Source organism: Variovorax sp. Varisp53 (genome assembly GCF_059491555.1).
Window position 1 is genome coordinate 4,195,748 of record NZ_CP168512.1, and the last position, 22,670, is coordinate 4,218,417.

The following is a 22,670-nucleotide window of genomic DNA, read 5'->3' on the forward strand; positions in this document are numbered from 1 at the left end:
TCTTCAGGCGGTGGCGGGCAGGCGATCCGTGGCCGCGGCGACGGCATCGGCCAAGTCGGCGTTCTCGATCTCTTCGATCAGGCGGGTCTCGACCAGCAGGGCCAGGTCGGCGATGGTGGGCGCCTTGAAGAAGGCGGCCGGATGCAGTTCGATGTCGTAGGCCTTGCGCACGCGCGCCAGGATCTGGATGGCCAGCAGCGAGTCGCCGCCCAGCTCGAACAGGTTGTCGTTCACGCCGATGGCGGTAATGCCCAGCATGTCCTGCCACACGGCCGCCAGGCCGGTTTCGAGATCGCCCTCGGGCGCGACATAGGGCGTGTCGAGCGCGGGGCGCGGGTGGTTGCGGCGCGTGGCGCGCGCGGCGTGGGCCAGGGGGCCGTTCTCGATCAGCGCCAGCATGCCGCTGTCGAGTTCGCCGAGCCGCTGCGCGAGGTCGGTCGTCGAGATCACGACCTGCGCATGCGCCGAGCCATTGACGATGCGCTCCAGCGCCAGCGCGCCTTCGGGGCCGTCCATGCCCACGCCCTCCGGCAGCACCATGCCCGCGGCCATGCCCAGGTCGCGCCAGGCGTCCCAGTTGACCGAGAAGACCGCGTGGCCGGCGCTGCGCCGCGCCTGTGCGGCCAGTGCGTCGAGGTAGGCGTTGGCGGCGGCGTAGTCGCTCATGCCCAGGCCGCCGGCCATGCTGGAGATCGACGAACAGAAGAGCACGAAATCGAGCGGCTCGCCGCGCAATGCTTCCAGCAGGATTTGCGTGCCGCGCACCTTGGGCGCGAACACGGCCTCGACCATGGCGCGCGTGCGCTGGCCGATCATGCCGCTGCTGGCATGGCCCGCCGCGTGGATCACGCCGTGGATGGCGCCGAAGCGCTGCCGGGCCTGCGCGGCCGCAGCCTGCATCTGCGCGGCGTCGGCCACGTCCGCCGACAGCACGAGCACTTCACCACCCAGGGCTTCGAGTTCGAGCAGCTGCAGCAGCTTCTGGCGGAGGGCCGCAGGCTGCTCGGGCGAGGCAGCCAGCGATTCCCACGCGGCGCGCTCGGGCAGCGCCGAGCGGCCGAGCAGCACCAGCCTGGCCTGCCACGACCTGGCGAGATGCCGTGCCACCGACAGGCCCACGCCGCCCAGGCCACCGGTGATCAGGTAAACGCCGTGCGTGCGCAGGCGCTGTTGCGGCCCTGCGCCCTGCGCAGGCAGCGCCAGCGGCTCGTAGCCCTTGACCCAGCGGTGCGGCCCGCGATAGGCCACGAGCGGCTCGTCGCGCATCGGGGGCGCATCCGCCGCAAGCTGCTCCACCAGCCATGCCTCGGCCCGGCTGGCGGCTGCGGGCAGCACCACGTCGACGACGCGGCAGCCGATATGCGGATACTCCTGACCGATCACCTTGGCGAGGCTGAACAGCGTGGCCTTCTCGGGACACAGCGGCTCCAGGCCCGAGACGTCTTCCATCCGGTTGGTGACGACCTGCAGCGACAGCTTGCGCTCGCGCCCGCCCGCCGTGCTGTCCAGCGCCTGCGCCAGGGCCAGCAGGCTGAAGAAGCCGCGCTCCAGCAGCTCGCTCGACGAGGAAGGCACAGCGGACTCGCCGTCCACGCCCCACAGGTGATGGATGTTCGACACCGGGCCGATTTCGGCCTGCACCTTGCGCAGCAGCTGCTCGTGGTCGGTGCGCTCGCCAGGGCGCACGGCGTAGTGACGCGGGCCGATCTCGACGAAGCCCGGGCCCTGCTCCACCCACACGACGGGATGCGCATCGGCGCTTTCGCGCAGATGGCGAACCAGGTGGTCGGCAAGGCTGCCTGCTTCGCCGAACACCAGCGTGCAGGTGCCGGCCGGTGCGGGGCTGCGCACGGCGTGCAGCGGCTCGGTGCGCTTCCAGGCCGGCACGTAGAACACGTCGGCTGCCGGATTCGAAAGCTTCGAGTTGGCGCCGCCCTCGAAGGTGCCCGCCTCCACCCAGTACGACTGGCGCTGGAACGGGTAGCTCGGCAGCGGCACCTGGCGGCGCGGCTGGCCCGCGCGGCAGGCGGCCCAGTCGATCTCGACGCCGGCGCACCAGAGCGCACCGGTCACGCTGGCCAGCTGCCGCTCGTTGCGGGCCTGTTGCTGCGGATGCGCCTGGCTCGACCAGATGCCCACGGCCGAATCGGCTTGCGGATGCTGCCGCGCCAGGCCGGCCAGCGTTTCGCCGGGCCCCACCTCGAGCACGACGCGCCCCTGCACGCGCAGCAGCGCGGCCAGCCCGTCGGCGAAGCGCACCGTGCCGCGCAGATGGCGCCCCCAGTAGGCCGGGTCGATGGCCTGCGCGGCGGTGATCGGCTCGCCCGTGACGTTGGAGATGAACGGAATGCGCGGCGCATGGCGCGGCACCGAGGCAATCACCTTCTGCAGCTCGGCCACGATCGACTCGGTCATGGCCGAATGCGACGCGATGGCGACATGCAGGCGGCGCGGCAGGAGGCCGCTTGCGAGCAGCTGCTTCTCGGCCGCCTCGATGGCCAGCAGCGGCCCCGAAAGCACGCAGAGCTGCTCGCCGTTGACCGCGGCGATGTCACAGCCGGCGCCGAGGAACGGCTTCAGCCCGGCTTCGCTCAGCGCGATGGCCGTCATCGCCCCGGCGGGCATCGACTGCATGAGGCGACCGCGCGCGGCGACGATGCGCAGCGCGTCTTCGAGGCTGAACACGCCGGCCAGGCAGGCAGCCACGTACTCGCCGAGGCTGTGGCCCAGCATCACGGCGGGCCGCACGCCACGCGCCATCCATGCGCGGGCCATCGCGTACTCGACGATGAACAGCGCCGGCTGCGTGTACTCAATGCACGAAAGCTTCTCGTCGGCCGCGGCCTCCGCGCCGGCCGCGGGGTACAGCAGCTGGCGCAGGTCCATCCCCATGGCGTCGTTCAGCAACGCGCAGCAGCGGTCGACCTCGCCGCGGAACACCGGGTCGTCGCGGTACAGCGCGGCGCCCATGTTCGCGTGCTGCGTGCCGCCGCCGGGGAAGAGGAAGGCGAGCTCGGGCGCCGTGGCCGGCGCGCGCATCACCTGCTCGAAACCGCATTCGGGCGAGAGCAGCGCCTGCGCGCCCATCGCTTGGCCGTTGGCGACGATGGCGGCGCGCAGCGGCATCGCGCGGCGGCCGCTTTGGAGCGTATGCGCGATGTCCGCGAGCGATTGATCGGCGGACGCTTCGAGATGAGCGCCCAGCCGCTGGCCGGCCTCCCGCAGCGCGGCGCGGTGCTGCGCCGACAGCGGCAGCACCTGCCAGCCGGAAGAGCTTTCGGCAGGCTTCGCGGCGGGTGCCTCTTCGAGCACCACATGCACGTTGGTGCCACCGATGCCGAACGAGCTCACGCCGGCACGGCGTGGCGTAGGGCCGGCGGGCCAGGGCTTCGTCGCGGCGTTGACGTAGAACGGACTGGCCGCGAAATCGATCTGCGGATTCGGCCGCTCGAAGTGCAGGCTGGCCGGCAGCGTGCGGTGCTTCAGCGCCATCACCGCCTTGATGAGGCCGGTGACGCCGGCAGCCGCGTCGAGGTGGCCGATGTTGGTTTTCACGGAGCCGACGGCGCAGTAGTTCGTGCGGTCGGAGCCGGCCTGGAAGGCCTGCGTCAGCGCGGCCATCTCGATCGGGTCGCCGAGCACCGTGCCCGTGCCATGTGCCTCGACGTAGCCCACCGACGCGGCGCTCACGCCCGCGATCAGCTGCGCCGCGCGGACGACCTCGGCCTGGCCGTTCACGCTGGGTGCGGTGAAGCCGACCTTGTCGGCACCGTCGTTGTTGGCGGCGCTACCCTTGATGACGGCGTGGATGGTGTCCCCGTCGCGCAGCGCGTCGTCCAGGCGCTTGAGCACCACGATGCCGGCGCCGCTGCCGATCACCGTGCCGGCGGCCTTCTCGTCGAAGGCGCGGCAGTGGCCGTCGGGCGAGAGGATGGCGCCCTCCTGGTAGAGGTAGCCGCCGTCCTGCAGCAGGTTGAGCCACACGCCGCCGGCCAGCGCCATGTCGCAGTCGTAGCCCAGCAGCGCCTGGCAGGCGGTGTGCACCGCGGCCAGCGATGTCGAGCACGCGGTCTGCACGGTCACGGCGGGGCCGCGCAGGTCGAGCTTGTAGGCCACGCGGGTGCACAGCGAGCCGCCGGAGTTGCCGCTCATGAGGCCCAGCAGGTCGGCGATGCCGCGGCCGTCGCCCAGGCCGAATGCGGGCAGCAGGTGCCGCATCAGGTACAGGTTGGGGCCTTCGCCCGCATACACGCCGACCTTGCCCGGCCAGCGCTGCGCGTCGCAGCCTGCGTGCTCGAGCGCGGCCCAAGCGCATTCCAGGAAGATGCGCTGCTGCGGGTCGAGGTACTCGGCCTCGCGCGGCGAGTAGCCGAAGAAGCCGGCGTCGAACTGGTCGAAGCCCTTGAACCGGGTGCCGGCCTTCACGTAAGCCGGGTCGTCGAGCAGTTCCTGCGGGACGCCTTGCGCGCGCAGCTGCTCGTCGGTGAAGCTGTCCACGGACTCCACGCCGTCGCGGATGTTGCGCCAGAGCGCATCGACATCATCGGCACCGGGGAAGCGGCCCGCCATGCCGACGATGGCGATCTCGATGCCGGTCGCACCGGGTTGTTCAGGGTGGTCCGGCTGTTCGTCGAGGGTGTGCATCAGTTGACTCTTTCCGCGGATTGGCGGCGTTGAAGCAAGGCGGCGCGCTGGCGCAATGCGCGGTCGTCTCCGGCCGTGGGCGAGGACGCGGGCGCGGCGACGCCGCGTGCCATCCACCGGGCCAGCGAACCGACCGTGGGGTACTTGAAAAGATGAACCAGCGGGACCGTGGCGCGCAGCCTGTCTTCGAGCAGGCGGTGCACGCGGACCAGCAGCAGCGAGTGCCCGCCGAGGTCGAAGAAGTTGTCGTGGATGCCGACTTTGTCGACCTGCAGGACTTCGGCCCAGATGGCAGCAAGGGCCTGTTCGACTTCGCCTTGGGGCGCTTCGTACGCCCTGTCGCTGTTGAACTCGGGCGCAGGCAGCGCCTTGCGATCGACCTTGCCGTTGGCGTTCAGCGGCAGCGCATCGAGCACCATCAGCACGCCGGGCACCATGTAGTCGGGCAACGCTTCGCCCAAGCGCTCGCGCAGTGCCGCCGTGTCGATGCCTTGGCCCGATACGTAAGCGACCAGCCTTGCGCCCGAGGGGCCTTCGTTCGCGACGACCACCGCCTCCCGCACCTCGGGCTGCGCCTGCAGCTGCGCCTCGATCTCTCCCAGCTCGATGCGGAAGCCCCGCACCTTCACCTGGTGGTCGATGCGCCCCAGGTACTCCAGTTGGCCCTCGTTGCTCCAGCGCACCAGATCGCCGGTGCGGTACAGCCTGTTGCCGTTGTCGGTGGCAATGAAGCGCTCGGCCGTCAGGCCGGCTCGGTTCAGATAACCGCGTGCGAGGTGGATGCCGCCCAGGTACAGCTCGCCTGCCACGCCCACCGGCACTTCGTTCAGGCTCGCATCCAGCACATGCGCCTGCGTGTCGCTGATCGGCCGTCCGATCGGCACCTGCGTGCTACCGTCGTCGCGGCACGTCCACTGGGTGACGTGGATGGTGGTCTCGGTCGGGCCGTACAGGTTCTGCAGCGTGGCGCCGCCCAGTCGCTGCAGCGCTTCCTTCTGCGTGGCTGTGGGCATGGCCTCGCCGCCGCAGATGATGTGCTTCAACTTGGTCGTCGCCTCGATGCCCTCGTAGGCCAGGAAGGCCTGCAGCATCGAGGGCACGAAGTTCAGCGTCGTGATCTGGTGTTTCCGGATCAGTTCGACCAGGCGCACCGGGTCGCGATGGTCGCCGGGGTTGGCGATGACCAGCCGGGCGCCCGAGGTCAGCGGCCAGAACATCTCCCAGACGGACACGTCGAAGCCGAAGGGGGCCTTGTGCAGGACCGTATCGACACCTTCGAGCGTGTAGAACGCTTGCATCCAGGCCATGCAGCTGAAGAGTGCCGCGTGGCGGATGGCGGCCCCCTTGGGGCGGCCGGTGGAACCGGAGGTGTAGATGACGTAGGCGAGGTGTTCGCCGTGCAGGGGGACTTGAGGATCGGCTGCGGACTCCGAAAAGGTATCGAGCGTGTCGAGTTCAAGCACCTGGAGGGCTTCGGTGCCGGGGACCAACGAACGCAGATGGCGCTGGGTGAGCAGCAGCGAAAGGCCGCTGTCCCCGACCATGTAGGCTAGGCGCTCTGCGGGGTACTCGGGGTCCAGGGGCACATAAGCACCACCGGCCTTGAGGACGGCGAGGATGCCCACCATCATTTCGGTGGAGCGCTCCGAGCAGATCCCGACCAACGTGTCCCGCCGTACACCCAAGGCGATCAGGCGATGGGCCAGCCGGTTGGCACGGGCGTTGAGTTCGGCATAGCTCAGCGCCTCGTCGCCGAAGACCAGCGCGGGTGCCGAGGGCTTCAGCCTCGCGTGCGCCTCGATCTGCCGGTGCACGGGCTGTGCGCCTTCGTGGCGACGGGTGTTCTCGCCCCACGCCGCCAGCTGCGCGCGCTCGGCCGCACCCATCAGCGGCACGTCGCCTACCGCCAGTTCGGGCTGCCAGGCCAGCGCATGCAGCACCGCCACGTAGTGCCCCGCCATCCGCTCGACCGTCTCACGATCGAACAACTCCGCCGCATAGACGAAGCCCAGCGTCAACTTGCCATCGGGCGTCTCGCGCGCTTCGAGCACCAGCTCGAATTGCGCCTCTCCATCGGGCAGCGCGTAGTGCGCCACTTCGAGCCCCGGCAATTGCGCCAGCGCCCGGTAGTCTTCGGCCAGGTGATTGAACATCACCTGGAACAGCGGACTCTGGCCCAGGCTGCGCTGCGGCTGCAGCGCCTCGACCAGTTGCTCGAAAGGCAGGTCCTGGTGCGTCTGCGCACCCAACACCGCCTCCCGGGCCTGCGCGACGACCTGCGACAGGCGCATGCGCGCGCCGATCGGGTTGCGCAGCACCAGCGTGTTGACGAAGAAGCCGATGACGCTTTCGGCCTCGACCCTGCTGCGGTTGGCCACCGGCGCGCCGACGCGGATGTCCTCGAGCCCCGTATAGCGATGCAGCAGCGCCTGGAACCCGGCCAGCAGCACCATGAAGAGCGTCGCGCCCTCGGACGCCGCGGATTGGCGCAGGCCGGCCAGCAGCGCGGCGAGCACATCGACGCTGTGCCGCGCCGCGCTGTAGCCGATCTGCGCGGTGCGAGGACGGTCGGTCGGCAATGACAGCACAGGGTGCTCGTCGCCGAGCTGCTCGCGCCACCAGGCCAGCTGCCGTTCGGCTTCACCAGCGGCCAGCCAGCCGCGCTGCCACACGGCATGGTCCACGTACTGGACGCGCGCGCCGGCACGGCGCTGCGTGTCGCCCTGCAGCCGCGCGGCATAGCCGGCCGCGAATTCGTCGAGCAGCACCTGCATCGACGCGCTGTCCGAAATGATGTGATGCATCACCACCACGAGCAGATGCGACGTGTCCGACAGGCGCACCAGCGCCACGCGCAGCAGCGGCCCCTGCGTCAGGTCGAAGGGCGTGGCGTGAAGGCGCCGCGCTTCCTCGGCGGCGCGCGCTTCGCGTTCGCCGGGCGGGAGGTGGCGCAGGTCGACAAGGCTCAGCAACGGCTCCCACGACGGACTGATCAGCTGTTCGGCGGCGCCGTCCGCGCCGGCGAGGAACACCGTGCGCAGCGACTCGTGGCGCGCGGCGATGTCTTCGAATGCGGCGTGCATCGCGGCGGCGTCCAGCGCGCCCGACAGGCGAAGCGCACCGCTCATGTGGTACGCGGTGCTTTGCGGCGAGAGCCTCCACAGAAACCACTGGCGTTCCTGCGCATGCGACAGCGGCAGCGGCTGCAGCCGGCGCTCGGCGGACAGCGGCTCGATGGCCGCGCCGGGCGCAGCAGAGACCGGGTTCGCATTGCGACTGCGCACTGCATCCGCGCAGGCATTCAGCCGGGGCTGTTCGAACAGGTCGCGAATGCCGAACTCGATGTTCCAGCGCCGCGCGATGCGCGCGGCCGCCTGCACCGCCGCGAGCGAATTGCCGCCCGAAGTGAAGAAGTGAGCGTCGTGCGCCAGCGTGCGCCCTTCGGGCCACCTGAGCACTTCGCGCCAGATGCCCGCCACCGCCTGCGCGACATCGTCGAACACCCGCGCCTCGGCCGGCACCGGCGCACCGCTCGCGCCGAGCGTGAAGGCCCCGTGCTCGTGGATCGCGTAGGCATCGAGGCTGCGCGCCGCGAGCCCCGCGCGACACGCCTGGCGCTGGAGCTTGCCGCTGGAGGTCTTGGGCAGCGCGCCGGGGTTCAGCAGCGCCACAACGGCCGGCGCTTCGCCGAACACCTCGCTCACGGCGGCGCCGAGCACCTCGACGAGCACATGCGGCGCCACCAGCTTCTGCATGCTGCGCGACACCTCGGCCGCCACGCCGATGCCCTCGCCTTGCGGCCCCGCCACCGCGAACGCGGCGACGCGGCCCTTGCGCACGGCCTCGACCTCGGCTTCGATGGTGCGCTCGATGTCCTGCGGGTAGATGTTGTGGCCGCGCACGATGATCAGGTCCTTGATGCGGCCCGTGACGTAGAGCTGCCCGTCGTGCTGGAAGCCGAGATCGCCGGTGCGCAGCCAGCGCCGCCCTCCATGCTCGGCAAAGGTCTCGCGGGTTTCGGCGGGCTTGCCCCAGTAGCCGGCGCAGATGCTCGGGCCGCTGGCCCAGATCTCGCCGATGCGGCCCGTGCCGAGCGCGGCCAGCGAGGCGGTGTCGGTGATGCGCACTTGGTGGCCTTGCGCGGCGCCGCAGCCGACCAGCAGGGTGCCTTCCGCGCTCTCAACGCCCTCGCCTCTTGCGAGCGCGCTGCTGGAGAAGCTGCGCGCGACCAATCCACCGCCGCGTTGTCCACCAGTGACGAACAGGGTCGCCTCGGCCAGGCCGTAGCAGGGGTACGCCGCGCGGGGATCGAAGCCCACGGGCGCGAACCGCTCGATGAATTCAATTTCGGTGTCGGCGCGCACGGGCTCGGCGCCGGTGTAGGCCACGCGCCAGCTCGACAGGTCGAGCCCCGCGAGCCGCGAGCCCTTCACGCGGTCGAGGCACAGGCGGTAGGCGAAGTCGGGGCCGCCGCTCAGCGTGGCGCGGTGGCGCGAGATGAGTTCGAGCCAGCGCACCGGGCTTTCGAGGAAGTAGCGCGGCGAGGTCAGCACCAGCGGGATACCGCTGTAGAGCGGCTGCATGAGGCCGCCGATCAGGCCCATGTCGTGATACAGCGGCGCCCACGACACGAACTTGTCGTCCGGCCCGATGCCCATGCCCTCGCGGATGGCGCGCTCGTTGGCCATGAGGTTGCGGTGCGTCACGATCACGCCCTTGGGCGCGGAGGTCGAGCCCGAGGTGTACTGCAGGAATGCGGGGTCGTCCTGCGCGGGCGAGAACGGGGTCCATGCGTCGGCGAGAGCGCCGTCCACCGCGTCCACGGCGATCATCGACGCCTGCGCGAACGACTCTGCGGCACTCTTCATTGCAGCCTGCATCGCCGACGAGGTGAGGATGCAGCGGGCCTGCGAATCGTCCGCGATGCCCGTCAGGCGCGCGAGATGCTGGGGCCGCATGGATTCAGGCGGGAACACGGGCACCGCGATCACGCCGGCATAGAAGCATGCCAGCATGCTCACGGCGTAGTGGTCGTCGTTGTCCAGCATGACGAGGGCGCGGTCGCCTTTCGCAAACTGCTGTTGCAGGCGCGCCGCCAGCGCACGCACGCGCGTCTCGAAGACTGCGTAGCTGACGGGCTTCTCGAAGCAGGCGCCGTTCGCTTCTCCGGCCACCGTGAGCCAGACGTCGTCGGGCCGCGCCTGCGCCAATGCCCGCAGGTGTTCCACGAAGTTCGCGGATTCGGGGTGCCCCTGGTTCGGTGCCACCGCGGTTGTCGTTGTGCGTGCCATCTCGCTCACTTCAGATAGTCGGAAAGGGCGCAGCCGGCGTCGGGCCGGCTGCGTTCGGGCAAGGCGTCATGCAACCGCATGGGGTGCATGCCGTCCTCCGGCCATGGCCTGGCCCACGCGCCGCGCCAATGCATCGAGGAAGGCGGTCTCGCGCTGGCGGATGAAGAAGTGGCCGCCGTCGAACCAGTCGAGCGTGAACGCGTCGCCGGCATGCGCCGACCACGCCTCCATGCGCAGGGCGTCGATGTCGTCCTGGTGGCCCGCGAAGACATGCAGGGGCATCGGCAGCGGCGCATCCACCGCATAGGCGAAGCTTTTGCAGACGCGGTAGTCCGCGCCCAGCGTGTCGAGGGTGATGCGCATCAGCTCGGCGCTGGCGAACACTTCTTCGGGGGTGCCGCCCTGCTTGCGCAGTTCGGCGGTCAGCGCGGCGTCGTCATGCGTGTCGGGCAAGCGGCCGGGATCGCGCCGCGATGGCGCCGAACTGCCCGATGCGAGCAACGCCCGCGGCAACGGCCGGCCCAGCGCGCGAAGCCGCTGCGCGACGCCGTAGGCCAGCAACGCACCCATGCTGTGGCCGAAGAGCATGAAGCTGCCCTGCATCGCATCGGCCTGTTCGGCGCAGATGCGCGCGACCTGGGCATCGAAGCTTTCGACGAAGCGCTCGCCCATGCGCATGCCGCGGCCCGGCAGCTCGACGGGCACGATCTCGATCCAGCGCGGCAGCAGGGGCCGCCAGCGCAGGTACATCGTTGCGCTGGCGCCCGCGCACGGCAGGCACAGCAGCGACACCCTCGCCGGCACGGCCATCAGAGCGCGGCAGCCTGCGCGGAAGGCGCACTTTCCTGCGCCGCCATCCAGTCGCGCAGCGACTTCGGACGCATGTCGGCCCAGTTCTTCTCGACGTAGTCGAGCGCCGTCTTCTTGTCGCCCTTGACGCCGTCGACGGCCACCCAGCCGCTGGGCACGGCCTTCCAATGCGGCCAGATGGAATATTGGTCTTCGTGGTTGACCAGGACGATGAAGGTTTCGTCTTCGCGGTCGAAGCAGCTGGTAGACATGGTGCGTCCTTGTGCGGTTATCGGGGAAGCGGCAGGAAAGCGGACGGGCAACCGGACCGGCGGGCGGTCGATTGCTGCGCTTCTGATCAACATGACGGTTCGGGAGCGAATCTGTTCACTCCCCCCGGGGGGGGGCCACACACGTCAATCGTTGATCAGGTGGCGCATGGCGCCGACGGCTTCGTCAGCCTCGGCGATGAGGCGGTTCACGAGCCCGAGCGCACAGCCCATCTGCGCCGCGATGCCGCGCTGCGTGAGGCCTTCGAGGCGGTAGAGCTGGAACGCCGCGCGCGTTCTCGCGGGAAGCCGCGACAGCGCTTGCTCGATCAGGCCGACGGCCTGGCGGTCACGCATCAGGCAGTCCGGCGAAGATGGCCCGGGCACGTCCAACGTCTCGACATCGATGTCGAAGGTGCGGTAGGTGGCCTCGAGCGACTGGCGGCGGCAATGGTCGAGCGCCAGGTTGCGTACCACCTGGCAGCAGTAGCCCATGGGCTTGTCGATCTTGCGGCAGGCGCCGTCGGCGATGCGGAGGTAGGCATCCTGCACCACGTCGTCCGCGAGATCGGTGGTGCGCACGATCCTGCGAGCAACGTGCCAGAGCTGGGCCCGGTTGGCGACGAAGACATCTCCCAGCGATGACTCGGGCGAAGACATGGGCTGCATATTTAAATAAGAATCATTACTATCTATGAAGGGGCGCCACCCAAGATTTGCGATGTGCCCTCACTTCCATAGACGTTTGGGCGCACCAAACAGAGACATCTAAAATCCCGCCCCTTTGCTCGCTTTTCCCGCCGCGTCCCCCTGCCCATGAACATCGTCGTCAACGAAGACCTCAAAGCCTATATCGACCCCCTGACGCCGGAGGAATACGAAGCCCTCGAACGCAGCATCCTCGCCGAGGGCTGCCGCGACGCGCTGGTGCTGTGGGGCGACGTGCTGGTGGATGGCCACAACCGCTACGGCATCTGCCAGAAGCACGGGCTGCCCTTCCAGACGGTGCAGAACACGCGCTTCAAGAGCATCGACGACGTGCACCTCTGGATGATCGATCAGCACCTGGGCCGGCGCAGCATCTCCGACTTCCTGCGCGGCGTGCTCGCGCTGCGCAAGAAGGACATCGTCGATCAGCAGCGCACCCGCGCGGTGGCGCAGCCGGCTTCGCCGCCGGACGCCGCGCACGATCCGTCCGACCCGCCGTTCGACGTCGATCCGCCCGCCGACGGCGCTCCCATGCCTCCGCCCGCCCCGCTGAACAGCCGCGAAGCCATCGCCCGCGCCGCGCGGCTCAGCAGCAGCCAGGTGGGCATGATCGAAAAGATCCAGAAGCAGGCCGCGCCGGAACTGGTGGCGGCCGTGAAGTCGGGCGTGATCTCGATCAACACCGCGGCCGCGGTCGCCACGCTGCCGGCCGAGGAGCAGGTCTCGGCCGCGAACGCCGGCAAGGACGAACTCAAGCAGGCCGCCAAGCGCGTGCGCGAATCGAAGAAGAAGCCGCGCGAAGAGTCCGCCGAAGCGGATGCGCACGACGCGCCTGACACGGTACAGGCGCTGCAGCAGCGCGTGGCCGAACTCACGGCGGAGAACGAAACCCTGCGCCGGCAGGTGGCCGAACTGCAGGCCCAGCTCGGCCATTGAGCGCATCGGCCTGCACAAGCAGGCCGACGCGTTTTCTACAGCTGGATCTCGCTGATCTTCGCGCCCGACAGCGAGACGCCGGCTTCCAGCCCGACGTTCGTCATCACGAAGCCCACCACGGGTTGGCGCAGCGTGTTGGTGTCGATGCTTCCGTTGGCCCCGATGGTGGCGAGCGCCACCGTGGCGTCGGCACCTGCCGTCCAGCCCTTGCTGCTGCGGAACTTGTCCAGCGCCGCCTGCGTGGTGAACACGTAGATCACCGCCTTCGACTGCGCACCTGCCTGGAAGCCCACCGATCCGGCGGTGGTGCTGTAGTAGGACTGCGTGCGGCCGTTCACGCGCAACGCGCCCCGGCCGTACTCGGCGCCCACGCCCATGCTGGCACCCACCACGGCGGGAAACACCAGCACCCCGCTCGACCTGGCGACCAGATCGCGCGAGCCCTTCACGGAGTCATAGAGCTTGGACAACGAGGCATCGACCTGGGCGTCGATGGATGTGCGCGAAGACGCGCTGCTGGCCTGATCCTGCGGCCGCGTGGTGGTGCACCCGACAAAAGCCAGGCTGCACGCCGCCACGGCGGACGAAAGCGCCAGCGTGCGGAGATTCATGGTTTTCATGGCGGATTCCTTTGCAAAAAAACATGGATCGGCAAACAAAGCTCTGCCGTCGGCGGCAGACAAGTTCCATGCTAAATCCGCCAAAGAGGGGCAAATCCGGCTTGCGACATCGGCCTACGCGAAGTCACGGCGTCGGCGAACGGTGGCCCCCCTTCTCGTCAGCGTCCGCTCAGGGCAGAACAGTGATGCGGCCGGTGGCCGGCGGCGCCAGCGGGCTGTTCGCCTTGATGTAGGCCTCCAGGGCGTCCACGTCCTGGTCGCCGCCGAGTGCGTCGGTGCCCTGGTTGAAGACGGTGAAGTTGTCGCCGCCGGTGGCCAGGAAGCTGTTCATCGTCACGCGGTAGCTGGTGGCGTCGGCCATCGCGGTGCCGTTGAGCGCCATGTTGCCGATGCGCGAACCGGCGGGCGCCGAGAGGCTGTAGCTGTAGCTCAGGCTGGCCGACGGCAGCAGCACCTTGGGTGAGGCCACCGTGTTGGAACCGCTGTTGAACTGCTGCTCCAGCACCGCCTTGATCTGCGCGCCGGTCATGGTCTTCACCACCAGGCTGTTGCCGAATGGCTGCACCGCGAAGATCTGGCCGTAGGTCACGCTGCCGTCGCCGGCCGGTGCGAGGTCGGCGCGCACGCCGCCCGGGTTCATGAAGGCGATCTGCGCGGCGCCCTTGCCCGCCGGGCTGGTGGCGGCAAGCTGCGCGTCGGCAATCAGGTTGCCCAGCACGCTTTCCTTCGACGCGGTCTGCGTGCGCGTGGCCGTCGCGGTGAGCGAGCCCCCCACGCGCTGCACCAGCGGCGCGGCGATGGCGAGGTACTGGCCGATGAGCGCGGCCACTTCCTGGTTCTTGCCGAAGGCGGGGTACTGGTCGGTCAGCGCGACGGTGGTGGCGCCGCTGGTGTAGGCCTCGCCCTGCACGATCACGTTGTCGGCGGCCTTGGCCGTGACCTTGCGGGTGCGGGTGTCGATGGTGATATTGATGTCGGTCAGCAGCGTGCCGTACTGGCCGGCGCTGGTCAGCAGGAAGGGCTTGGCCGGATTGGTCTTGCCGTAGTCGCACACATACGAGCGGTGCGTGTGGCCCGAGATCACGACGTCCACCGCGGTGTCGAGCTTGTTAAGGATCGGCAGGATGTCGCCGCTCAGGCCGGCGCAGCTCTTGTCGTTGTAGCCCACGGTGGTGGTGCCGCCCTCGTGCACCACGACGACGATGGCATCCGCGCCCTGCGCCTTCAGCTGCGGGATCAGCGCGTTGGCGGTGTCGGCCTCGTCCTTGAAGCTCAGGCCTGCGACGCCGGCGGGCGTCACGATGTTCGGCGTGCCCTTCAGCGTCATGCCGATGAAGGCGACCTTCACTGTCGCGCCGTCCTTCGTGAAGGTCTTCATGCCGGTGGCGGGGAACAGCGTGTTGCCGTCGCCCTTCACGGTGTTGGCCGCGAGAAAGCCGAAGTTGGCGCCCGGGAAGTTCTTGTTGACGCGGCACGGCTCGAGCGCGGTGTTCTTCGCGCAGCCGCCGTTCTTCATGCGCAGCAGTTCGGTCTGGCCCTTGTCGAACTCGTGGTTGCCGACCGCGTTGAAATCGATCTTCATCGCGTTCACGGCCTCGATGGTCGACTCGTCGAGGAACAGCGCCGACACCAGCGGCGAGGCGCCGATCATGTCGCCGGCCGACAGCACCGCGTTGTTCGGATTCTTCTCCTTGAGCGAGGCGATGGCCGAGGCCATGTAGGCCGCGCCGCCGGCCGGCACCGGCACCGTGCCGCCGCCCTTGGCGGGCGCGTTGATCGACAGCTTCGGCGGTTCGAGGTTGCCATGCAGGTCGTTGAAGGCAATGAGCTTCACGTCCACGGTGCCGGGCACGGCAGGTGCAGGTGCAGGTGCGGGTGCCGGCGGATTGCTGGCCGCGGGTGGCGGCACGAAAGGAACGAAATTGTTCGAACTGCCGCTGCCTCCGCAGGCGGCCAGGGTGGCGGCCACCACGCCCGCGACGGCAAGGTGCTTTAACGATGGATGCATGGACCTCTCCTCTGTTTTGGAATGCAGTCGATGCTGGGGACGGCACATGACGAGACCGTGAAGGCCCCTCGGCTGTGCAAGAAGATCGGCCGCTCAGGGCAACGGCACGAGGCGCACCGCGACCCCGGGGCCGAAGGCGGCCTGCAGCAGCGCCCTCGCCTGCACGCTGCGCTCGTCGGTCAGCGACTGCACCGCGAGCCAGCCTTCGGTCGGCCCGCGCTGCAGGTGCCAGCCCTCCTGCCCGAGGTTGATGAGCCGCGCGAGCGACGCGGCGTCGGCCACGGGCAGCGCTGTGGGCGTGATGTCGAGCCAGTCGGTCACCTGGTCGCTCTCGCCGCCCAGTCGCGCGGCCGCGCCCTCGGCAAGCGCCTGCTGCGTGGCGGCGTCCTGCACCGCGCCCTGCAGCACGATGCCGCCGCCATGCCAGCGGATTTCCAGCGATGGGGTCGCTGCATCGGCCGTTCGGACCTGTGCGTCGCCGCCGGCGGTCGGGTGCCACGCGACGGCGGCCGCCAGGATCGCGAGGCAGGCGATCGACGCCGCGAGAATTCTGCCGAGGGGATTCGTCATTTCGAGGCGCGAGCGTGCCACGCCACGCGTGACGCCGGTGTGACGGCCGCCCCGCCTACACGCATCGCGGCGGCGCGATGACCCCGAGCCGGGCCGGATCCGATACGCTCGAGGTCCGCCTCCCGCATTCCCCAAACATCCCGAGGAACGAACCCATGGCAGCGAACGCGAAAGTCACAGGAAATGTCGAATACCGGGCCGGCGACGGCCCCCTGATCCTCATTCCCCAAGGACCGATCGAGGTCGAGCTGGCACCCGACAGCGCGGTCATCAGCTGGGGCGATGCCGGCAACATTCAGACGACGGCCATTCCGCTTGCCGAATACCAGCGCTATCTGAGCGAGGGCGTGATTCAGACCGACTGAAGCGATGCGCATGTGCACCGCCCATGAAAAACGGCCCCGAGGGGCCGTTCTTCATTGTTCTGCATCCGCAGCGCGAGGCTGCGGTGCATCACTGCCGGTTCTTACTTCTTCTTCGCAGCCACGGCCTTCTTGGCGGGTGCGGCGGCCTTCTTCGCTGCGGGCTTTGCAACCACGGCCTTGTCGGCCTTGCGCTTTGCAGCCTTCGGGTCCACGGCGGCCTTGAAGGCGGCGCCCGGCACGAACTTCGGCACCTTCTGTGCGGCGATCTTGATCTTGGTGCCGGCGCTGGGGTTGAAGCCCGAGCGTGCGGCGCGCGCCACTTGCTTGAAAGTGCCGAAGCCGACGATCTGGACGGGGTCACCCTTCTTCACTGCGGCGACGATCGAGCCCGTGACGGTCTCGAGGATGCGCGCGGCTTCTGCCTTGCTGACGTTATGGGCGGCGGCGATTTTTTCGACGAGTTCGATGCGGTTCAACTGAGTTTCCTGATAGGTTTGATTTCGCCATGTTGCCTATGGCGGCGCAGCACGAATACAAGCTGCAAGCGGGGCGGAGTTTATTCGACTGAGAGAGGCCGGATGTAACGCGGTCGCTTCAGGCCTTCGTCGATCAGCCTTCGATCAGGCCTTCGGCCAGTATCGCGGCGCGAACGGCGGGGCGTTTCGCGATCGATTCCATGTAGCGAACGATCGCCGGCCAGGGGGAAAAATCGAGCCCCGCGTGCCGACCGAGGCGCAGGATCGGGTACAGGTACGCATCCGCGACGGTGAAGTGCTCACCGAGGATGTACGGCCCCGGCTGCACCAGCGAGGCGACACGCTCGAAGGCCCGGGTGTCCGCGACAAGGCCGTGCTTGTAGCTCGCGGGCACGTCGGGATCGAACATCGGCGCGAAGCCCTTGTGCAGCTCGGTGGCCACGAAGCTCAGGGCTTCGGCCAGGCGATGGCGGGCCATGGTGCCGGCCGCCGGCGCGAGCCGCGACGCCGGCACAAGATCGGCGAGGTACTGCAGCACGGCGAGGCCTTCGGTAAGCACCGCCCCGTCGTCGAGTTCGAGCGCGGGCACCTTGCCCATCGGATTGATCGGCAGATAGCTCTGGCCGGTGGCGGGCAGCGTCTTGGTCTCGAGGTCGACGCGGACCATCTCCGCGCTCAGGCCGGCCTCGCGCAGCACGATGTGCGGGGACAATGAAGAAGCGCCGGGGCTGTAGAAGAGTTTCACGAAAGGCTCCTGTGTGTGGTCGGATCGGTTTGCGTCGAAGTGATGTGCACGCCACGAATGGTGGCCGCGAGGGGCTTCATGAAAAAGCGGGTTGAGAGCACAAGATTGATGAACCGGACTCACGAGTTGCCGATCTCGCAGGCCGATGCGCGCGTGTTCGTGACGGTGGCCGACGCGGGCAGCTTCACCGCCGCCGCGGCGCTGCATTCGATGACCCCGTCGGCCGTGAGCAAGGCCATCGGCCGGCTCGAAAGCGACCTCGGCGTGCGGCTGCTGGCGCGCACCACGCGGGCCCTGCACCTGACCGAGGAAGGCATGGCGTTTCACGAACGCTGTGCGCGGGCGTTCGAGCTGCTGGCCGAAGCGGCGGAGGAAGCGAGCGCGGGCACGCGTGCCGTGGCCGGCACGGTGCGCCTGGGGTTGCCGCCGCTGTTCGGCACGTTCCTCGTGGCGCCGCTGCTTCCGGCGCTGCTTGCGCGGCATCCGAAACTGCGCATCGAGATCGTGTCGACCATGCGGCTGTCCGATGTCTTCGACCTTGGACTGGATGTCGCGATTGCAGTGGGCGCCCTGCCCGATTCGAGCCTGGTGGCGCGGCCGCTGGGCTACGGACAGTTCGTCACGGTGGCTGCGCCTGGCTGCTTCGCGAAGCCGGCGACGCGGCCCTCGCGGCCCGACGGCCGCGAGGACCCATGGAATTTCACGACACCCGAAGGCCCGCTGCAGATCGCGGCACGGGCCGACGTGCGTTCGGACGACATGCACCATCTCGCAGCGATGGCAGTGGCCGGACTGGGCGTCGCGCACCTGCCGATGTTCGTGGTGGGCGAGCACCTCGCCAACGGCCGGCTCGAACGATTGCTGCGCGAGTTCGAACCCGCGCCCAAGCTCGCGTCGCTGGTCTATCCGGCAGGCCGATCGATGCCTCGGCGCGTACGCGCCTTCATCGACTTCCTGCTGTCGAGCGAGCAGCATCTTGCAGGTGTGACGCGCCCGGCAGCAGGCTGAGGCAAGCGCCCGGCAATCACATCTCGACGGCAGGGTCGCGGCTGCCGGTTGCCTGCGAGCGACGCCCGACGAAGCGGCGAGCCCGCAGCAGCAGATCGTCGACCAGCGTGAAGACCACCGGCACCACGAGCAGGCTCAGCACCGTCGAAGTCAGGAGGCCGCCGATGACCACGATCGCCATCGGCTGGCGAAAGCTCGGTTCGGCGCCCAGGCCCAGGGCGTTCGGCAGCATGCCGGCGCCCATGGCGATCGTCGTCATCACGATCGGCCGCGCCCGCTTGTGGCAGGCGTCGATCAGCGCCTCGAAGCGTCCGAGGCCCCTCTCGCGCCGCGCCAGGATGGCGTACTCCACGAGCAAGATGGAGTTCTTCGTCACGATCCCCATCAGCATCAGCACGCCGATGACGACCGGCATCGAGAACGGCTGCTGGGTCATCCACAGAGCGAACAACGCACCGGCCAGGGCCAGCGGCAGCGCGGCCAGGATGGTGCCGGGCTGCAGGAAGTCGTGGAACAGCAGGACGAGCACGGCGTAGATGCAGAAGACGCCGATGGCCATCGCCGTGCCGAAGCTGCGGAACAGCTCGCCCATGCGCTGCACCTCGCCCTGGTCGACGCTGCGCACGCCGGCCGGCAGCGAGCGCAGCGCCGGAAGCGCCAGCGCCTCGCGCTGCACGTCGCCGATGGGGCGCCCGTTCAGCTCCACCGACAGCGTGACGTTGCGGGAGCGGTCGAGGCGGTCGATCTGCGAAGGTCCGCTGCCGAGCGCGACCTCGGCCACCGAGCCCAGGCTCACGCTGCCGTTGCTGCCCTGCACCCGCAGGTCGGCCACCCTGTCCAGGTCGCCGCGCAGCGCCGGGTCCATGCGCACGCGGATCGCGATCTGGCGCTGCGGCAGATTCAGCTTGGGCAGCGCGGTCGAATAGTCGCCGTAGGTGGCCAGGCGCACGGCATCGCCGAGCGCCTCGGACGTGACGCCGAACGAGGCAGCCCGCGCGGTGTCGGGCCGCACCTGGATCTCGGGGCGCTGCAGCGCCGCGCTCGACGTCACGTTGCCGATGCCCTTCAGCGCACGCAGCTGCACTTCGGCCTCGGCCGCAGCGCTCGACAGGGTTCCCGGATCGTCGCCGGCGAGCGTGATCTGCAGCGCTTCGCCGCTGTCGCCGCTGCCGACCGTGACGCGTGCGCCCGGGATGCCGCGCAGCACCTCGCGCATCTTCGCCTCCACGCCCGATTGCTTCAGGTGCCTGTCGCCGCGCGGCACGAGATCGACGGTCAAGGTCGCGCTCGTCAGGTCGGCGGCGGACGACGACGAGGTGGGACTGGACGCCGAGGTCGCGGTGCCTGCCGAAACGAAGACGGTGCGCACCTCGGGCAGCGCGCGCAGCAGCTCGGCGGCGCGCCGGCTTGCCGCGGCAGTTGCCTGCAGGGTGCTTCCCGGTGCGAGCTTGATCGTCACGCTGCTCTGTGCCTTGTCCTGCGCCGGAAGGAAGCTGGTCGACAGGAACATGGCGATGCCCAGGGAGGCGAGCACGAAGACGGCCGAGGCCGCGATGACCGCGCGGCGGTGCGACAGCGTGGCGCGTACCCAGCCGAGGTAGCGCGACATCAGCGGGCCGTCGGCCTCGGCCTGCGCACCGGCCTTCGCGGGCTTCAGCATGTAGGCGGCCATCATCGGCGTCAGCAGCCGCGCGACCAGCAGCGACATCAGCACCGCGACCGATGCGGTGATGCCGAACTGGCGGAAGAACTTACCCGGGATGCCGCCCATGAACGCGGTCGGCAGAAACACGGCCACCAGCGTGAAGGTCGTCGCGATGACCGCCAGGCCGATCTCGTCGGCCGCCTCCATCGCCGCCTGGAATGGCGTCTTGCCCATGCGCAGGTGACGCTCGATGTTCTCGATCTCGACGATCGCGTCGTCGACGAGAACGCCGACCACGAGCGACAGCGACAGCAGCGTGATCGTGTTCAGCGAGTAGCCGGCGAGCGCCATCACGCCGAAGGTCGGCACGATCGACAGCGGCAGCGCGGTGGCCGCGACGAAGGTCGCGCGCCAGTTGCGCAGGAAGCACCAGACGACGACGATCGCCAGCAATGCGCCCTCGATCAACAGGTGCATCGAGCCCTCGTAGTTGTCCTGGATCGGAGCGACCGTGTCGCTCGCTTCGGCGATCCGGACCTCGGGATGGGCCTGCGCGAAACGGCCCACCGCGGCGCGCGCCGCGTCGGCGACGCCAACGTCCGAGTAGCCGCGCGAGCGCGTCACCTGGAAGCCGATGACCTTGCGCCCGTCGCGGAATGCGAGCGTCGTGGGGTCCGAGCGTCCGTCGGTGATGCGCGCGATCTGGTCGAGCCGCACATAGCGGCCATCGGCCAGGGCCAGGGTGATCGCGCCGACCTCGGCCGGCGTGCCGACGGTCGCGATCATGCGCGTCGACTGGCGAAGGCCGCCGATGTCGCCCTGCCCGCCCGAGCTTTCCTTCTGTGTCGCCGTCAGCTTCGCAGACACGTCCGACGGCGTCACGCCCAGGCCCGCCATCAGGGTGGGATCGAGGTCGACGTGCACCTCGCGGTCGAGCCCGCCGACGCGGGCGACCGATGCGACGCCCTTCACCGCGAGCAGCGCCTTCGTGACGTCGTTGTCGACGAACCAGGACAGGTCCTGCTCGTCCAGGGTTGCCGATTCGATCGTGTAGGTCAGGAAGGCAGAGCCCGCCGTCGTGAGCTTGGAGACCGTCGGCGAGGCCATGCTCGAGGGCAGCTCGGCGCGCACGCTGTCCACCGCGTTGCGCACTTCGCTCAGCGCCTCCTCGCCGTTCTTGTCGATCTCGAAGCTCACGCTGATCGACACCGAGCCGTCGGTGATCGTCGTCGCGATGTGGTCGAGGCGGCTCAGCGAGGCCAGCTTGTCCTCGATCTTGCGCGCGACCTCGGTCTCGAGCTGCGAAGGCGCCGCGCCTTCCAGCGTGGCCGTGACCTGGACCGTCGGCAGGTCCATGTCGGGAAAATTCTGGATCTGCAGCTGGCGGAAGCCGACGATCCCCAGCACGGTCAGCAGCGCGAAAAGCAGCAGCGCCGGCACCGGGTTGCGGATGGACCATGACGAGAAGTTCATCGGGCCGCCTCCTGCTGCGCACCGGCCGTCTCTTGCGCCGCAGCCACCGTCACCTGCGCACCCTCGGACAGGAAGGCCCCGCCTTCGGCGACGACGCGCGCGCCGGCAGGCAGGCCCTCCACTTCCACGCGCTCGCCTTGCCGGCGTCCGGTCGTCACCGCGAGGCTTGCGACCTTGTTCCCGTTGCCCAGCAGGTAGACATAGGCGCGGCCGTCGCGCAGTGTCACGGCCGTCTGCGGCAGCGTCTGCGCCGGCCGGGGGTCGAGCTCCATGACACCGTTCACGAACATGCCGAGCCGCTGCGGCCCGCCGGTCGGCAGGCTGACGTAGACCGTCGCGCGACCGGTGCTGGTGCTCAGCGTCGGGCCGACCAGCCGCACGCGGCCCTCGGCCCGCTCGCCGTTCGGCAAGCTCACGTACGCCTTCTGACCAACCCGCAGGCGCGACACCTGCCGGGCATCGAGTTCCGGGCGCCATTCCACGCGGCCCTGGCGCACCAGCCGGAACATCTCGGCGCCCGCGCTGACGACGTTGCCGAGCACCGCCGACTTCGACGACACCACGCCGTCGTCGACGGCGACGATGCGCGTCTGCCGCAGCTTGAGCCGGATGCTGTCGAGCTCGGCCTCGGCCGACGCGAGCGATGCACGCGACGTCGCCTCGGTGATGCGGTAGTCCTCGACCTTCTGCGCCGAGAGCGAGCCGCTGCTTTCGACATCCCGGGCTCGCCGCAGGTTCGACGCGGCCTGCTCCAGCGTGGCGCGTGCCTGCGCAACGGAGGCCTCCTGCTTGCGCAGGTCGGCCTGCAGGCTTTCGTTGGCCAGCCGCGCGAGCACATCGCCGCGCTTGACGCTCGCGCCCACGTCGACCAGGAGCTCGGCGATGCGCAGTCCCCCGGTCTCGGGGCTGACGATGATTTCCTGCCAGGCAGCCAGCGGGCCGCTGCCTTGAACGACCTCCGGCCAGGCCTCGGTCTTCGGCGTGACGGCAACCACGGTCAGCACGCTGGGCGTTTTTGCATCGGACGCGGATGCCGGGGCCTTGCTCCAGACGACGGCGCCGCCCGCCAAAGCGATGGCCAGCGCCACCGCAGCGGCGCGCAGGGATTTGTTCAACGGAATTC

Annotated in this window: 15 protein-coding genes; 3 read left to right on the top strand and 12 right to left on the bottom strand. The window is 69.3% G+C overall.

Annotation, left to right across the window (positions count from 1 at the left end):
• Positions 1 to 3: 3 nt before the first annotated feature.
• The 5 genes from ACEOAB_RS19600 to ACEOAB_RS19620 form a co-directional block, all read right to left on the bottom strand.
• The gene (locus ACEOAB_RS19600) at positions 4 to 4,644 is read right to left on the bottom strand and encodes a type I polyketide synthase (RefSeq protein ID WP_495653056.1); all 4,641 of its coding nucleotides are present in this window, start codon (positions 4,642 to 4,644) and stop codon (positions 4 to 6) included.
• The gene (locus tag ACEOAB_RS19605) at positions 4,644 to 9,935 is read right to left on the bottom strand and encodes a non-ribosomal peptide synthetase (protein ID WP_413747963.1); all 5,292 of its coding nucleotides are present in this window, start codon (positions 9,933 to 9,935) and stop codon (positions 4,644 to 4,646) included. The genes ACEOAB_RS19600 and ACEOAB_RS19605 overlap by 1 nt, the downstream gene beginning before the upstream one ends.
• Before the next feature lie 66 nt (positions 9,936 to 10,001).
• Positions 10,002 to 10,745: a thioesterase II family protein gene (locus ACEOAB_RS19610; protein ID WP_413747962.1), complete on the bottom strand. Its 744-nt coding sequence runs from the start codon at positions 10,743 to 10,745 to the stop codon at positions 10,002 to 10,004.
• Positions 10,745 to 10,996: an MbtH family protein gene (locus ACEOAB_RS19615; RefSeq protein WP_413747961.1), complete on the bottom strand. Its 252-nt coding sequence runs from the start codon at positions 10,994 to 10,996 to the stop codon at positions 10,745 to 10,747. The genes ACEOAB_RS19610 and ACEOAB_RS19615 overlap by 1 nt, the downstream gene beginning before the upstream one ends.
• 144 nt (positions 10,997 to 11,140) lie before the next feature.
• On the bottom strand, positions 11,141 to 11,653 hold the full coding sequence (locus tag ACEOAB_RS19620; protein WP_413747960.1) for a sigma-70 family RNA polymerase sigma factor: 513 nt from the start codon (positions 11,651 to 11,653) through the stop codon (positions 11,141 to 11,143).
• 156 nt (positions 11,654 to 11,809) lie between these two features.
• Between ACEOAB_RS19620 and ACEOAB_RS19625 the strand changes: the two genes are divergently transcribed.
• Positions 11,810 to 12,637, top strand: a complete 828-nt coding sequence (locus tag ACEOAB_RS19625; protein WP_413747959.1) for a plasmid replication/partition related protein — start codon at positions 11,810 to 11,812, stop codon at positions 12,635 to 12,637.
• Positions 12,638 to 12,672: 35 nt separating this feature from the next.
• Here ACEOAB_RS19625 and ACEOAB_RS19630 read toward each other — a convergent pair whose 3' ends face one another.
• From ACEOAB_RS19630 to ACEOAB_RS19640, 3 genes are all read right to left on the bottom strand, one after another.
• A complete protein-coding gene (locus tag ACEOAB_RS19630; RefSeq protein WP_007833372.1) occupies positions 12,673 to 13,257 on the bottom strand; it encodes a BPSL1445 family SYLF domain-containing lipoprotein in 585 nt (194 codons plus the stop codon).
• Between the two features lie 169 nt (positions 13,258 to 13,426).
• Complete coding sequence (locus tag ACEOAB_RS19635; RefSeq protein ID WP_495653057.1) at positions 13,427 to 15,265, bottom strand: bifunctional metallophosphatase/5'-nucleotidase; 1,839 nt, start codon at positions 15,263 to 15,265, stop codon at positions 13,427 to 13,429.
• 93 nt (positions 15,266 to 15,358) lie between these two features.
• Complete coding sequence (locus ACEOAB_RS19640) at positions 15,359 to 15,835, bottom strand: hypothetical protein (protein ID WP_495653058.1); 477 nt, start codon at positions 15,833 to 15,835, stop codon at positions 15,359 to 15,361.
• A 155-nt stretch (positions 15,836 to 15,990) separates the two neighbouring features.
• Between ACEOAB_RS19640 and ACEOAB_RS19645 the strand changes: the two genes are divergently transcribed.
• Positions 15,991 to 16,200, top strand: coding sequence for a hypothetical protein (locus ACEOAB_RS19645; RefSeq protein WP_056589843.1), 210 nt, complete (start codon positions 15,991 to 15,993; stop codon positions 16,198 to 16,200).
• Positions 16,201 to 16,301: 101 nt separating this feature from the next.
• Here the strand turns inward: ACEOAB_RS19645 and ACEOAB_RS19650 are convergent, their stop codons facing one another.
• Positions 16,302 to 16,676: an HU family DNA-binding protein gene (locus ACEOAB_RS19650; protein ID WP_056589839.1), complete on the bottom strand. Its 375-nt coding sequence runs from the start codon at positions 16,674 to 16,676 to the stop codon at positions 16,302 to 16,304.
• A gap of 133 nt (positions 16,677 to 16,809) precedes the next feature.
• Positions 16,810 to 17,421 (bottom strand): glutathione transferase GstA, encoded by a 612-nt coding sequence (gstA, locus tag ACEOAB_RS19655; protein WP_413747956.1) that lies wholly within the window; start codon positions 17,419 to 17,421, stop codon positions 16,810 to 16,812.
• A 108-nt stretch (positions 17,422 to 17,529) separates the two neighbouring features.
• Between gstA and ACEOAB_RS19660 the strand changes: the two genes are divergently transcribed.
• Positions 17,530 to 18,429, top strand: a complete 900-nt coding sequence (locus ACEOAB_RS19660; RefSeq protein ID WP_413747955.1) for a LysR family transcriptional regulator — start codon at positions 17,530 to 17,532, stop codon at positions 18,427 to 18,429.
• 16 nt (positions 18,430 to 18,445) lie between these two features.
• Here ACEOAB_RS19660 and ACEOAB_RS19665 read toward each other — a convergent pair whose 3' ends face one another.
• Entirely contained in the window at positions 18,446 to 21,547 is a 3,102-nt protein-coding gene (locus tag ACEOAB_RS19665) for an efflux RND transporter permease subunit (RefSeq protein ID WP_413747954.1), read from the bottom strand.
• Positions 21,544 to 22,662: an efflux RND transporter periplasmic adaptor subunit gene (locus ACEOAB_RS19670; protein WP_413747953.1), complete on the bottom strand. Its 1,119-nt coding sequence runs from the start codon at positions 22,660 to 22,662 to the stop codon at positions 21,544 to 21,546. The genes ACEOAB_RS19665 and ACEOAB_RS19670 overlap by 4 nt, the downstream gene beginning before the upstream one ends.
• Positions 22,663 to 22,670: the final 8 nt, after the last annotated feature.

Excerpts from the sequence above, each read along its gene's own strand:
- ACEOAB_RS19625 (WP_413747959.1), top strand. The coding sequence starts at position 11,810 with ATGAACATCGTCGTCAACGAAGACCTCAAAGCCTATATCGACCCCCTG.
- ACEOAB_RS19615 (WP_413747961.1), bottom strand. The coding sequence starts at position 10,996 with ATGTCTACCAGCTGCTTCGACCGCGAAGACGAAACCTTCATCGTCCTG.
- ACEOAB_RS19640 (WP_495653058.1), bottom strand. The coding sequence starts at position 15,835 with ATGACGAATCCCCTCGGCAGAATTCTCGCGGCGTCGATCGCCTGCCTC.
- ACEOAB_RS19635 (WP_495653057.1), bottom strand. The coding sequence starts at position 15,265 with ATGCATCCATCGTTAAAGCACCTTGCCGTCGCGGGCGTGGTGGCCGCC.
- ACEOAB_RS19665 (WP_413747954.1), bottom strand. The coding sequence starts at position 21,547 with ATGAACTTCTCGTCATGGTCCATCCGCAACCCGGTGCCGGCGCTGCTG.
- ACEOAB_RS19645 (WP_056589843.1), top strand. The coding sequence starts at position 15,991 with ATGGCAGCGAACGCGAAAGTCACAGGAAATGTCGAATACCGGGCCGGC.
- ACEOAB_RS19620 (WP_413747960.1), bottom strand. The coding sequence starts at position 11,653 with ATGTCTTCGCCCGAGTCATCGCTGGGAGATGTCTTCGTCGCCAACCGG.
- ACEOAB_RS19630 (WP_007833372.1), bottom strand. The coding sequence starts at position 13,257 with ATGAAAACCATGAATCTCCGCACGCTGGCGCTTTCGTCCGCCGTGGCG.
- ACEOAB_RS19610 (WP_413747962.1), bottom strand. The coding sequence starts at position 10,745 with ATGGCCGTGCCGGCGAGGGTGTCGCTGCTGTGCCTGCCGTGCGCGGGC.
- ACEOAB_RS19600 (WP_495653056.1), bottom strand. The coding sequence starts at position 4,644 with ATGCACACCCTCGACGAACAGCCGGACCACCCTGAACAACCCGGTGCG.
- ACEOAB_RS19660 (WP_413747955.1), top strand. The coding sequence starts at position 17,530 with ATGAACCGGACTCACGAGTTGCCGATCTCGCAGGCCGATGCGCGCGTG.
- ACEOAB_RS19605 (WP_413747963.1), bottom strand. The coding sequence starts at position 9,935 with ATGGCACGCACAACGACAACCGCGGTGGCACCGAACCAGGGGCACCCC.